The organism is Mesorhizobium sp. AR07, assembly GCF_024746815.1.
In the GTDB taxonomy this organism is placed as follows: Bacteria; Pseudomonadota; Alphaproteobacteria; order Rhizobiales; family Rhizobiaceae; genus Mesorhizobium.
Genome location: NZ_CP080525.1, coordinates 508,933 through 520,762, shown reverse-complemented (window position 1 = coordinate 520,762; position 11,830 = coordinate 508,933). Strand labels below are relative to the sequence as shown.

Here is an 11,830-nt window from a genome sequence, read left to right as displayed (position 1 = left end):
CGTCAGGAGCGCTGCTGCCTGAGCATGGCGATGACCCGGTGCACACTCTCCAGCGTTTCGTCGATTTCGGCAGCCGTGTTGTAGTGGGCGATGCCGATGCGCACGACGCCATGCTCGGCCGGAATGCCGAGCTGGTGAACGATCTCCCAGGCGTAGTTGTGGCCGGACCACAGGAAGATGTTTTCGGCGTTCATCTGCCGCACGATCGTCTCCGGCGCGATGCCGTCGACGGTAAAAGAGACAGTCGGCACGCGTTCGCCAACCCGCTTCGGATCGGTGACGCCGTGAATGGTCAGGCCCGGAATGTCGGACAGGCCATCGATCAGCCTCTGCGCCAGCGGGTTTTCGTAGGCGATCGAGACTTCGAACGCCCTGGCGATCTTCTGCCTCCGCGACCCACCCTCGCCCGCAACCAACCCCAGTTCGGCGAAATAGTCGACCGCCGCGGTGAGGCCCGCCATCAATTCGATCTGCGGCGTGCCAAGCTCGAACCGCTCCGGCAGGCCATTCGAGGAACAGCGGCATTTGTAGGGTTTCAGGCCATCGATGACGTCGCGCCGGCCCCACAATATGCCCATATGCGGTCCGAAGAATTTGTAGGCCGAGCAGATCAGGAAGTCGCAGCCGAGGTCTTGCACGTCGATCAGGCCATGCGGCGCGAACTGCACGGCGTCGACATAGACCAGCGCGCCGGCATTTTTGGCGATGGCAGTCAGCGCCTTCACCCGGTTGATAGAACCGGTCAGGTTGCTTGCGTAATTCAACGCCACCAGCCGGGTCTTTTCGGTGAGTAGCGCGGCCAGCGTCGCCTCTTCGACCTGCCAGCTCTTTTCGTCGAACGGCAGCCAGCGCACGACAAGGCCGAGATCCTCAGCCAGTTGCAGCCAGGGCGAGACGTTGCCCTCATGGTCCATGCGGGTGAGGATGATCTCGTCGCCCGGCTTCAGCATGCGCCCGAGCGTGCGCGACATGTGATAGGTCAGCGTCGTCATGTTGGCACCGATGATAATTTCCTCGGGGCTTGCCGCGCCGAGGAAATCGACCATTGCCCGATGTGCCTCGTCGACGACGGCCTGCGCGGCGACCGTCGTTTCGAAATAGCCGCCAAGGTTGGCGTTGGTGGTCAAAAGGCAGCGCGACACGGCGTCGGCGACGGCCTGTGGCACCTGCGTGCCGGCGGGGTTGTCGAGGTAGATGCGCCGCCGCCCCTTGTCGGTCAGCGATAGAGCCGGGAACCGTCCACGCACGGCCTCGATCGCAAAATCCACCATTGTCTCCACCCCTCCGTCATTCCTGGATAATTCCACCCCGAAGCCAATCAAGGACAGGGATTGCCGACGCGTTGATGGATCGCATCCACCGCCTTCTGCATCTCTTCGGTCCAGACGACCTCCACCGAAGACAGCGCCATGTCGAGCTGCGCGATGGTGGTGGCGCCGACGATGTTCGAAGTCACGAAGGGCCGGCTCGAGACATAGGCATTGGCGAACAGCGCCGGCTCCAGGCCGAAGGAGCGCGCCAGTTCATTGTATTCGAGTTGCGCTTCGGCGGCGTTGGGCGTCTCGTAGCGCTGGCCGCGATTGAACAGCTGCGAGCGCGAGCCTTGCGGCCGCGCGCCATGGTCGTATTTGCCGGTCAAATAGCCCTGTGCAAGTGGAGAATAGGAAAGCAACGACACCTGCTCGCGCTCACAGACTTCGGCGAGGTTCACCTCGAAGGTGCGATTGACGAGATTGTAGGCGTTCTGGATCGACGCGACGCGGGGACCAACCCCTTTGTCGGCCTCGGCGAGAAACCGCATCACGCCCCAGGAACTCTCGTTCGACAGGCCGAAATGGCGGATCTTTCCGGCCTTCACTAGGTCGTCGAACACGGCAAGCGTCTCGGCGATCGGTGTCTCGTCAGTCGGCGCGCCGGCGGCATCGGCACGGCGCGGTACGGCACCGACGCGCGTCGGATTGGCGCCCCAGGGGATGTCCCGTTCCGGCCAGTGGATCTGATAGAGGTCGAGATAGTCGGTGCCGAGCTTGGCCAGCGATTTGTCGATGGCGTCAAATATATCGGCGCGCACCAGTTGCGACGGCCTGTCGCCGCGAAACCAGCTGTTGGCCGTTCGGCCGACGACCTTGGAGGCGAGGATCACCTTGTCGCGGTTGCCGTTGGCCTTCATCCAGCTGCCGATGATCTTTTCGGTCCGCCCTTGCGTCTCCGCCTTGGGCGGGATCGGGTAGAGTTCGGCGGTGTCGATGAAATTGACGCCGCGCGAAAAGGCGAGGTCCATCTGGGCATGCCCATCGGCCTCGGTGTTTTGCTGGCCCCAGGTCATGGTGCCCAGGCAGATCTGGGTAACAAGAAGATCGGTCCGACCGAGACGGCGTTTGTGCATGGAAATCTGCTCCGGAGGGAAAGGGTTCCGCGGCGGCGCGGGGAGGAAACCGCATCCTACAGGACAACAGAGGCGCTCTCCAAGCGTCAGACCGACTTTTGCGTGAACCTGAAGTTAGCGGCGCACTCCGGCCACCGCGCGGCGCTTGGCCTCGTCGATCAGCATGTTGGCCACCTGCATGCGGATCATGGCGCGCTGGCGCAGATGCGGAGCGACACGGTCCGGATGGTTGGCGAAGGCAAAGCTGCGGCGCATGCGGCTAAAATCGGCGACCTGCTTGGGCTTGTTCAGACCAAGCTCGACAGCAATGGCTTCAGGGTCGATCGGCGGCAGCTTTTCCTCGGGCTTTTGCTCTTCGCCGGCGAGAGCCAGTTTGGCATGATCGAGTAATGCGGCGAATTCGGTCGCCAGATCGGCACCCGCCTCGCGATATTCGGTGGCAAAGCTGCTGCCCGCTACCTTGATGCGACCGGAATGGAGTTCATCGGCCACCGAGAGGTAATCGAACGGGATGGACGGGCGTGCACCGGTCTCGTCGCCCTCGATCCCGTCGCCCTTATCGGAGGCGACGAAAAGGTCGTCGAGCAACGAAGCGAAATCCCGCTTGGCGCCAGTAGCGATGTCAGCCTCCCCCTATGCACGCTTCGGAGCATAGAACCGGCTCGTTAAAAATGCATGCCACCGATCTCAACGAATTTAGCCGCTGCCTGGATCGCTGCTCGAGCGTCCGAAATCCCAGAACAACGGGCATCCGCAATCCCAAAACAAAAAGCCGGACTGCACTTTCATGCAGTCCGGAATTCGCCAGGAGTGGCGAGGAAAAGCCGGCCGTGTGCCAGCGTTCAAGCTTACGGTTGGCGCGGGGTAGAAGTTTCGCCCTGCTGCAGAAATATGGCCAAAAAAATCACCAGCACATGGCAGGCATGCAAATGCTGCACTGCACAATTGTCACGATTCACCTATATTGGGAGCCGTGGAGGACCAACCAGGAGCCTGAACATGGGTTTCTTCACTGAAATGTTCGCCCGGCCGCGCCCGCAGGAACATCTGAGATACCGCTCGGCGCTCGCACTGCTTCATTCGATGAGCAACGCCGACCGCGCCGACATCGGTATCAAACCCGCCGACTTTCCGCGCATCGCCCGCGAAATGTCGATTCGGTAACCCGGTCGCGAGATGTCCCGGATCATCCGGGACATCTCGAAAACCTCGGTGGCTTAACGCGCTCCCAGGAACGTCGCCTTGCCCAGCGGCACGCCATTGTGGCGAAGGATGTCGTAAGCGGTGGTGAGGTGGAAGTAGAAGTTGGGCATGGCTAGATGCAGCAGATACTGCATGCCGCCCATCGAGATTTCACGGCTTCCCAGCTTCAACTCGATCGTCTTGTCGTCGGAGCCGTCGAACTCGGCGGCCGAAAAGGTCTCCAGAAGCGCGAGCGTCTTGGCGATCCTTGCTTCCAGATCGGCGAAACTGGCCTCATTGTCCTCATATCTCGGCACGTCGCGACCGGCGAGCCGTGACGGCGCGCCCTTGGCGTGGTCGGTCGCGATCTGCACCTGCCGGGTCAGCGCATACATGTCGGGCGCCAGCCGCGACGTCAAAAACACCTGCGGATCGATCTTGCGGTCAAGCGCATTCTGTTCGGCTGCCGCCAGTACAGTGGAAAGTGCTTTCAGCCTTGCCGAAAACACAGGCACGGATGCCTCGTACATCGATATCGTCACGTCAAATCTCCTGTTCGGCCTAAACGCCGGCGCACGGGACGTAGCGCCTTCGCGCACGATTTTTCAAGCACCACAGACGCTGCGTCACCACGTTGCCGCAATCGCCATAGTAGACTCTGCCCACCGAGCGGAGATTCCCGATGAGACGCGCCCTTTTCGCAGCGACTGCCTTTCTCTCCCTTGCCACGACAGGCCAGACGGCACTGGCCGCCGACGATGCCCCCCAAGCACCCTATGTCGACGATCGATCAAGCGCCGAAGCTGTCATCCGCTCGCTCTACAGCGCCATCAACCGGCATGAATTCGCCCGCGCCTGGGGTTATTTCGGCGATACGAAGCCGGCAAAGGATTTCGACAGTTTCGTCAAGGGCTATGACGGCACCGACAAGGTCGAGGTCGATACCGGTGCCGTTTCAGACGAAGGTGCCGCCGGCAGCATTTTCTACAACGTCCCTGTCGCCATCCGCGCCACCGACAAGAGCGGCGGTGAAAAAGTCTTTGCAGGCTGCTACACGCTGCGCCAGGTGAATGCCCAGATCCAGGCGGCGCCGCCTTTCGATCCTATCCACATCGAAAAGGGTGCGCTGAAGCCGTCCACGGCCAACTTCGAGGAGGCACTGCCGCCAAGCTGCGGCGACGGCCCGCCGCCGCCGAAGAAGGATGCGGCGCTGGAACAGGCCAAGAAGGCCTTCCTGGCGACCTATGGCGACCAGTGCGACAAGCAGCTTCTGGCCAATGAGCCGACCGTTTTTTCGATCAAATACAAGGACAAGGACGCCGCCGCCGGCGATCCCGACAAGGAAACCCGCCTGTTCCATTTCTCCTGCTCGGCTGCTGCGTACAATGAAAGCTCAGTCTACTACATGACCGACGAAGCGTCGGGCGTGCAGCAATTGCAGTTCGCCGAACCCAAGATGGACATCCGCTATGAGAACAACAACAGCGACGGCAAATTGCTAGGCATGAGCATCGTCGGCTTCCAGACGACAGGCTGGGCGGTCAATTCCGACTATGACGAGGCTGCCCACACGATCACCACTTTCAACAAGTGGCGCGGCGTCGGCGATGCATCCGACTCAGGGACGTATCTGTTCCGCAATGGCAATTTCTCGCTGGTCCAGTTCGACGTCGATGCGTCCTATGACGGCCAGGAAAATCCGCAGACGGTTGTCGACTACAACACCGCGCCCTGAGCGTTGGACGGGCACAACAGCGATCAGGGCGCTTTCGACAGCATCCAGTCGAGCGTGCCGCGCCAGTCGGTCATGCGGATCGGCGTGCCGTGGGTGCCGGTCTCGAAACGGACGAAGCGGGTCGGATAGGTCTTCGATTTGGCCAGGATGGAGCGGAAGAAGGCCTCCTGGTTTGCCACGGGAAAGACCACGTCATGGCTGCCCTGGCCGAAGAAGACCGGCACGCGGCGCTTGAAGGCGGGGCTGGCGAAAAAGCTCTCATCCCACAGCGAGCCGAGCAGCAGCAGGCCGTTGATGCGGCCGCCCGTGTCCTTGCGCGCGGCAAGCTTCCAGCACAGGGCGCCACCCATCGAGCCGCAAGCGACGAAAATCTTCGCGCCGGGTGACTGTTGGGCGTAGTGATCGATCAGGGCAGCGACCTGCGCCGCGCCCTTGTCGCCGAAATCGGGAAAGTCAGGCGACAGATAGAGGCCACCATTGCCTGCCATCAAGTTCTTCAGCCGGTTGAAATTGCCGCCGAAGGTGAAGTCGTCGACGCCTTGCTTGCGGCTGCCGCCCTGCCCGTGCAGGTAAAGCACGATGATGCCTGCACCGTCGGTCTTGCCGACGGCAACATGCCTGACGTCGCCGGCATCGGTCTTCAGCAGCAGATCCTGCTGCACCTTGCGCACGCTGGTGTCGGTGTATTGGGCATGCACCCGACGCTCCGGCACCTCGTCACGCTGGTTGATGTCGCGCATCTCGCGGTAATCGAAGACCGTATAGGCGCCGTTGGCGTCGGACGACAGCGTGGCCGGATAGGCGAAGAGGTCATCCTTGAAGGGTTTTAGTTCGAGAGCCTTGGCTTGGGCGGCGGAAAACAGGAAAAATATCGAAATCAGAAAGGCATGGAGCGTGACCGCCCCCCTCTGGCCTGCCGGCCATCTCCCCCTCAAGGGGGGAGATTGGATGCGCCTTTGGCTTTCGCCAATCTCTAAAGTTGCAAGATGGACGCCGCCATGGAAGCCGCCGATCTCCCCCCTTGAGGGGGAGATGGCCGGCAGGCCAGAGGGGGGTGCAACGGTACGAATAGCCATGCCCAAGGCATGCGTTTTTCTACTTCGCTTTGTCAATCCTGCAGCACGCCGCCGGCGCCTTCCAGCGCTTCTCGAGTGTCGACATCGACGGAGGCGCCCTCGCCGATCTCGACATCGATGACATCGAGCCCTTCGGTTTCGACCAGGTGGCGCGCGCCGGTGTCGCCTTCCAGATGGGCGATCGCTGGAAACAGCGAACGCGGCAAGAGCACCGGGTTGCCGCGCTTGCCGTCATGCGAGGCGCGCACCACCGAATTGCCGCCGGCGTTGCGGAACGCATCGATCAACCTGTCGAGATCGTCCGACGCGACACCCGGCATGTCGCCGAGAACGATCATCACGCCGGCGGAGTCTTGGGGCAGATAGGCAATGCCGGCCTTCAGCGAGGTGGACAGGCCTTCGGCAAAGTCGGGATTGTCGGCGAAAGTCACGTCCAGCCCTGCCAACGCCGCGCGTACCCGCTCGCGCTGGTGGCCGGTGACGACAATCGTGCCCGAGGCCTTCGAGCCGAGTGCACGTTCGGCGGTGCGGCGCACCAAAGGCTTGCCGTCGAACAGCGCCAGAAGCTTGTTTGGCCCGCCCATGCGGCTCGATCGGCCAGCCGCCAGCAGCACGATCCCGACCTTGAGCTGACTTTTGGCCGGTAGCGGTTCGCGGGGCTGCGGCCGCGTCGGGATTTCCATCAACAGCCCGCCGACGCCCATGCCGGCGATATCCTTGGCGGTCACGTCAAGGCCAGCAATCAACCGGTCGAGCACCCAGTCGAAGCCGTTCTCCTTGGGGCTGCGGGCGCAACCGGGCGCGCCGATGACGCGCTTGCCGTGGAGCGTGCCGAGCACCAGCAGATTGCCGGGATCGACCGGCATGCCGGCGCGGATGACGGTACCTCCAGCTCTCTCGATCGCGGCCGGAACGACATCGGCGAAATCGCTCATCGCCGAGGCGCCGAAGATCACCACCAGATCATTGTCGCGCGCCAGCGAAGCCGCGGCCTCCGCCACCGGTGCGATCTCGTGCGGCGTGCGGCGCTCCGCCGTCAGCCTGCCCCCCGAGCGCGCCAGCCGCGCTTCGGTGACGCGCAATGTCTTGTCGAGCACGCTCGGCTTGATACCCGGCAGAACCGTCTGGATGACGCCGACACGCACCGGCTGATAGGCGTTGACGGCAAAGATCTCGCCGCCGGCGCAGATTTTCGTGACCTTGTCGACCAGCGCGGAGGCGACCGCGAAAGGAATGATCTTCACGGTCGCGACCATCTGCCCCTTCTCGACCGGGGCATGCTGCGCCAGCGTGGCAATGGTGATGGTCGGATCGATGGCGTTGATGGCGTCGATCATCGCGGCATTGACCGTGAAGATGCCTGCTGACCCGGCATGGAGATTGACCCGTCCGGTGGCGGCCGGCCTGGCCTCGACACCGCGAAAGGCCATGCTCTCGGCTATTTCCTGCGCGGCGACGTCCTCGCCGAGATCGTCCGGGGCCAGTACGGCCGCAACGACCTGCGTGACACCCGCCACCTTAAGCACGGAGACGTCTTCGGCGCTCAACCTGTGCGCCTTGCGAAAACGCCGCTCTCCGGCGGTGGTGGCATGCGCCAGCACTGCGCCTTCGGCCGCTTCGATCGGGATCGGGCCGAATTTCACGCCGCAGCACCCTTGGACTCTAAGCCGCGTGAACGAAAGGCGTGGACGACCTGCGCCAACACCGCGACAGCGATCTCGGCAGGGCTTGCGGCACCAATGTCGAGCCCGATCGGCGCGTGAATGCGGGCGATCTGCTCGGCGCTCGCGCCCAGCGCCAGCAGGCGTTCGACGCGCTTGGCGTGGGTTTTGCGGCTGCCGAGCGCTCCAACATAGAAGCATCTGGCATCGAGCGCCGCCTTTAGCGCAAAATCATCGACCTTCGGATCATGGGTGACGGCGGCGAGTGCGGTGTAGCTGTCGAGCGGCTGGCGCTTCAGCACATCCTCGGGCCATTCGGCATGCAAGGCGACATCGGGAAAGCGGTCCGGTGTGGCGAAGGCGGTGCGCGGATCGATGATCTCCAGGGGATAGCCGGCGATCCTGGCCATCGGCGCCAGCGCCTGGCTGATATGGACGGCGCCGATCACCACCAGGCGTGGTTGCGGCAGATGCGCATTAAGAAAGAAGGTCCGTCCCTCGGCCTCGACCGAACCGGAATTGCCTGTGCGGAACGCTTTGGCGATCGCAGCGCCGAGATCGCCGGCGACCTGATCGCCCTCGCGCACGATGCGATCGCGGCCGTCACCGAGGTCGGTGACCAGGATCGCCGCGCGGCGGGCACGGCGTTCCGTGTTGAGCGTTTTCAGCGCATACGGGTCCATAAAAGGTCAGCCCAATCTTTCAACATAGACCTTGATGCGGCCGCCGCAGGACAGGCCGACCTGCCAGGCTGTTTCGTCGGCGACACCGAACTCCAGCATCCTGGCCTTGCCGCTGTCGATCACGTCGATTGCTTCCGTCACCACCGCTCCCTCGACGCAGCCGCCCGAAACGGAGCCGTGGAAATTGCCGTCCGCGTCGATGACAAGGTGGCTGCCGACCGGGCGTGGTGCAGAGCCCCAGGTCTCGACCACGGTCGCGATAGCGACATCCTTGCCGTCCTTCATCCAACCTTCCGCGATAATCAGTGGATCGCGTGCCTCATCGAGATAAATGCTGTCGCTCATCGTTGCTTCTCTCAGGGTCTGTTTTTCCAAGGGAACCAGGACATCATATGGCTACGCGGCGTGCCTCGTGCCAGCTTCGATCCAGCGGCGCGGGTCGACGGACCGCGCCGATTTCTTATCCAGCGAGGCGCAGAGATCGGTGAGTGCATCGAGATTGTGCACCGAGCGGAACTCGTCGACATGCGGCAGCATCGCCCTGACGCCTCGGGCACGAGCCTGGAAGCCGTCGAAACGCAGCAACGGGTTGAGCCAGACCAGCCGACGGCAGGATTTCTGCAGCCGCTCCATTTCCTCCGACAGGCCGGCGACATCGTCGCGCTCCAACCCGTCGGTGATCAAAAGCACCACCGCCCCCTGCCCCAGCACGCGCCGCGACCAGAGCCTGTTGAACTCGGCCAAGGTGTCGCCGATGCGGGTGCCGCCCGACCAGTCCTTGACCGCCGCCGAGCAGTCGGCCAGTGCGGCATCGGGATCGCGATGGCGCATCTGCCGGGTCAGGTTGGTTAACCTGGTGCCGAAGACGAAGGTGTGCACGCGGCGGCGCTTTTCGGTCAGCGCATGCAGGAAATGCAGGAAGATGCGGGTGTACTGGCTCATCGAGCCGGAGATGTCGGCCAGCACCACCAGCGGCGGATGGACCTCGCGCGGCGAACGGAATTTCGGCAGGATCAATTCGCCGCCGGTGCGCGCCGCCGAACGCATCATGGCGCGCGGGTCGATGCGGCGGCCATGCGCATCGGCCTTGAAGCGCCGCGTCCGCACCATGTCGACAGGCAATCGCAGCTGCGCGATCGCCTTCCTTGCGTCCGCCATCTCGGCGGCGTTCATCTGGGCAAAGTCCTTGCCGCGCAGCACCTCGTTGCCGGAAAAGGTAAAGCGGGCGTCGACCTCGATTTCGGGGATTTCCTGGGCCGGCTGGTTCTTCTGGTGGCCCTCGAACATCGCCTGGCTGACTCGGTTCTCGGCAGCGCGCGGCTTCTGCTTCTCCCTGGTGTCGGGCGCCACCGGCGAAAACATCGCCAGCATCTTTTCGATCAGCTCACGCGACTTCCAGAACAGCCGGAAGGCTTCGTCGAAGGTGGCGTGGTCCTCGTGCCGCGACACCAGCACGGCATGCAGCGTCCAATAGAAATCGTCGCGCGAACCGATGCCGGCGACCAGCACCGCCTCGATGGCATCCTTGACCGAGGCCGGCCCGACCCGCATGCCGGCCTTGCGCAAAGTGCGGGCGAAATAGACGATGTTGGCGGCGATCCGTCCGTCCGCTGTCGCCTCTTTCGGCTCGGGGCGAGGCATCGTCTACTCCGCCGCCGAAAGCTCGGCCTTCACCTCGTTGAGGATGCGCCGGCCTTCGCCCTGTTCGATGCGGGCAATGTCGTCCTGGTATTTCAGCAGCACGCCGATCGTGTCGGACACGGTTTCCGGATCGAGCGCCACCTTGTCGAGTTCCGTCAGCGCGCCGGCCCAGTCGATGGTTTCGGCGACGCCCGGCACCTTGAACAGTTCGATCTGGCGCAGCTTCTGGATGAAGGAGACCACCTCGGCCGAAAGCCGCTGGTTGGCCAGCGGCACCTTTCGGCGCACGATCTCCAGCTCGCGCTCGGCATTGGGATAGTCGACCCAGTGATAGAGGCAGCGCCGCTTCAGCGCGTCGTGAATCTCGCGGGTGCGGTTGGTGGTGATGATGACGATCGGCGGCTCTTCCGCCTTGATGGTGCCGAGTTCGGGCACCGTCACCTGGAAATCCGAGAGGATTTCTAGCAGGAAGGCCTCGAAGGCCTCGTCGGTGCGGTCGAGTTCATCTATCAGGAAGACCGGGGCGGCACCTGTCTTGCCGGTCAGTGCATCAAGCACCGGGCGGCGGATCAGATACTTTTCGGAAAAGACATTGCGCTCCATGGCGGAGCGGTCGACCTTGCCGGCCGCCTCCTCCATGCGGATCTCGATCATCTGCGCGGCATAGTTCCACTCGTAGACGGCGGACGAGACGTCGAGGCCTTCATAGCACTGCAAGCGGATCAGCCGGCGGCCCAGCGCCTGCGCCAGCACCTTGGCGATCTCGGTCTTGCCGACGCCGGCCTCGCCCTCGAGGAACAGCGGCCGTTTCATGCGCAGCGACAGGAACAGCACGGTCGCCAGCGACCGGTCCGCCACATAGTCCGCACCGGTCAGGAGATCGAGCGTCTCATCGATCGTCCGCGGCGCGGCGCGCGGTTTCAGCTCGGTCATTCCTTCTCCATGAACGCCGCCGCTCCGCTTTCCAGAACGTGGTAACCGCGGGCGTGGTAGATCAGCGGCCGCAAATTATCGCCGATGCGCAGGCCTGTCACCTTGCCAAAAAGCACACGATGCGTTGCCAGGTCCTTGGTGTCGATCAGTTCGCAGTCGAACACGGCGAGTGCACCCTTCAGCGTCGGCACGCCGGTCGAGATCACGTCCCATTCACCGAGCGCGAAACGCTCCTCGACCGGCAGGCCGGTAACGCCGGAAAAGCCGATCGACAGTGGCTCCTGATGCGAAGCTAGCGTGTTCAGGGCAAACCTGCCGTTTTTCACGAACGGCTCATTCTTGGGATTTTCGCGGTTAAGGCAGACCAGAATGGTCGGCGGCGTGTCCGACACTGAACAGGCGGCGATCACCGTCGCGCCGCGCTTGCCCGCCGGCCCATCGGTGGTAACCACATGAACGTGGCCGGCAAAATGGCTCATCGCGTCGCGATAGGCCTGCGGCCCAATGTCGTTCTTCTTCAGCACTGATGATTT

Annotated in this window: 13 protein-coding genes; 2 read left to right on the top strand and 11 right to left on the bottom strand. The window is 63.2% G+C overall.

All coding sequences use genetic code 11. The features are described from left to right. Positions 1-2: 2 nt before the first annotated feature. The 3 genes from BPNPMPFG_RS02720 to BPNPMPFG_RS02710 all read right to left on the bottom strand — a co-directional run bounded on the left by BPNPMPFG_RS02720 (position 3) and on the right by BPNPMPFG_RS02710 (position 2,974). A complete protein-coding gene (locus BPNPMPFG_RS02720) occupies positions 3-1,271 on the bottom strand; it encodes a cysteine desulfurase-like protein (protein WP_258593135.1) in 1,269 nt (422 codons plus the stop codon). Positions 1,272-1,318: 47 nt separating this feature from the next. After that, positions 1,319-2,386, bottom strand: a complete 1,068-nt coding sequence (locus tag BPNPMPFG_RS02715; RefSeq protein ID WP_258593134.1) for an aldo/keto reductase — start codon at positions 2,384-2,386, stop codon at positions 1,319-1,321. A 114-nt stretch (positions 2,387-2,500) separates the two neighbouring features. Continuing rightward, on the bottom strand, positions 2,501-2,974 hold the full coding sequence (locus BPNPMPFG_RS02710; RefSeq protein ID WP_258593133.1) for a hypothetical protein: 474 nt from the start codon (positions 2,972-2,974) through the stop codon (positions 2,501-2,503). A 411-nt stretch (positions 2,975-3,385) separates the two neighbouring features. On the opposite strand from BPNPMPFG_RS02710, the gene BPNPMPFG_RS02705 reads away from it, so the two are divergent. Next, positions 3,386-3,550, top strand: coding sequence for a hypothetical protein (locus tag BPNPMPFG_RS02705; RefSeq protein ID WP_023810361.1), 165 nt, complete (start codon positions 3,386-3,388; stop codon positions 3,548-3,550). A gap of 53 nt (positions 3,551-3,603) precedes the next feature. On the opposite strand, the gene BPNPMPFG_RS02700 is transcribed toward BPNPMPFG_RS02705, so the two are convergent. Then, entirely contained in the window at positions 3,604-4,110 is a 507-nt protein-coding gene (locus BPNPMPFG_RS02700; RefSeq protein ID WP_258593132.1) for a DUF1993 domain-containing protein, read from the bottom strand. A 140-nt stretch (positions 4,111-4,250) separates the two neighbouring features. Here BPNPMPFG_RS02700 and BPNPMPFG_RS02695 point away from each other — a divergent pair, with 140 nt between their 5' ends. Further along, a complete protein-coding gene (locus tag BPNPMPFG_RS02695; RefSeq protein ID WP_258593131.1) occupies positions 4,251-5,303 on the top strand; it encodes a DUF1176 domain-containing protein in 1,053 nt (350 codons plus the stop codon). Positions 5,304-5,326: 23 nt separating this feature from the next. Here BPNPMPFG_RS02695 and BPNPMPFG_RS02690 read toward each other — a convergent pair whose 3' ends face one another. From BPNPMPFG_RS02690 to BPNPMPFG_RS02660, 7 genes are all read right to left on the bottom strand, one after another. Continuing rightward, a complete protein-coding gene (locus BPNPMPFG_RS02690; RefSeq protein ID WP_258597043.1) occupies positions 5,327-6,175 on the bottom strand; it encodes an alpha/beta hydrolase family protein in 849 nt (282 codons plus the stop codon). 236 nt (positions 6,176-6,411) lie between these two features. Further along, positions 6,412-8,022: an NTP transferase domain-containing protein gene (locus tag BPNPMPFG_RS02685; protein ID WP_258593130.1), complete on the bottom strand. Its 1,611-nt coding sequence runs from the start codon at positions 8,020-8,022 to the stop codon at positions 6,412-6,414. Then, positions 8,019-8,723: an XdhC family protein gene (locus BPNPMPFG_RS02680; RefSeq protein WP_258593129.1), complete on the bottom strand. Its 705-nt coding sequence runs from the start codon at positions 8,721-8,723 to the stop codon at positions 8,019-8,021. Before BPNPMPFG_RS02680 ends, BPNPMPFG_RS02685 begins: the two co-directional genes overlap by 4 nt. 6 nt (positions 8,724-8,729) lie before the next feature. Then, positions 8,730-9,068 carry an XdhC family protein gene (locus BPNPMPFG_RS02675; RefSeq protein ID WP_258593128.1) on the bottom strand — a complete coding sequence of 113 codons (339 nt, stop codon included), beginning with the start codon at positions 9,066-9,068 and terminating at the stop codon, positions 8,730-8,732. Between the two features lie 51 nt (positions 9,069-9,119). Beyond that, complete coding sequence (locus BPNPMPFG_RS02670) at positions 9,120-10,364, bottom strand: vWA domain-containing protein (RefSeq protein WP_258593127.1); 1,245 nt, start codon at positions 10,362-10,364, stop codon at positions 9,120-9,122. Positions 10,365-10,367: 3 nt separating this feature from the next. After that, a complete protein-coding gene (locus BPNPMPFG_RS02665) occupies positions 10,368-11,297 on the bottom strand; it encodes an AAA family ATPase (protein ID WP_258593126.1) in 930 nt (309 codons plus the stop codon). Then, positions 11,294-11,821 carry a flavin reductase gene (locus BPNPMPFG_RS02660; RefSeq protein ID WP_258593125.1) on the bottom strand — a complete coding sequence of 176 codons (528 nt, stop codon included), beginning with the start codon at positions 11,819-11,821 and terminating at the stop codon, positions 11,294-11,296. Before BPNPMPFG_RS02660 ends, BPNPMPFG_RS02665 begins: the two co-directional genes overlap by 4 nt. Positions 11,822-11,830 lie beyond the last annotated feature (9 nt).

Coding starts and splice junctions, on each gene's coding strand:
- BPNPMPFG_RS02720 (WP_258593135.1), bottom strand. CDS start 1,271: ATGGTGGATTTTGCGATCGAGGCCGTGCGTGGACGGTTCCCGGCTCTA.
- BPNPMPFG_RS02705 (WP_023810361.1), top strand. CDS start 3,386: ATGGGTTTCTTCACTGAAATGTTCGCCCGGCCGCGCCCGCAGGAACAT.
- BPNPMPFG_RS02715 (WP_258593134.1), bottom strand. CDS start 2,386: ATGCACAAACGCCGTCTCGGTCGGACCGATCTTCTTGTTACCCAGATC.
- BPNPMPFG_RS02665 (WP_258593126.1), bottom strand. CDS start 11,297: ATGACCGAGCTGAAACCGCGCGCCGCGCCGCGGACGATCGATGAGACG.
- BPNPMPFG_RS02695 (WP_258593131.1), top strand. CDS start 4,251: ATGAGACGCGCCCTTTTCGCAGCGACTGCCTTTCTCTCCCTTGCCACG.
- BPNPMPFG_RS02675 (WP_258593128.1), bottom strand. CDS start 9,068: ATGAGCGACAGCATTTATCTCGATGAGGCACGCGATCCACTGATTATC.
- BPNPMPFG_RS02680 (WP_258593129.1), bottom strand. CDS start 8,723: ATGGACCCGTATGCGCTGAAAACGCTCAACACGGAACGCCGTGCCCGC.
- BPNPMPFG_RS02670 (WP_258593127.1), bottom strand. CDS start 10,364: ATGCCTCGCCCCGAGCCGAAAGAGGCGACAGCGGACGGACGGATCGCC.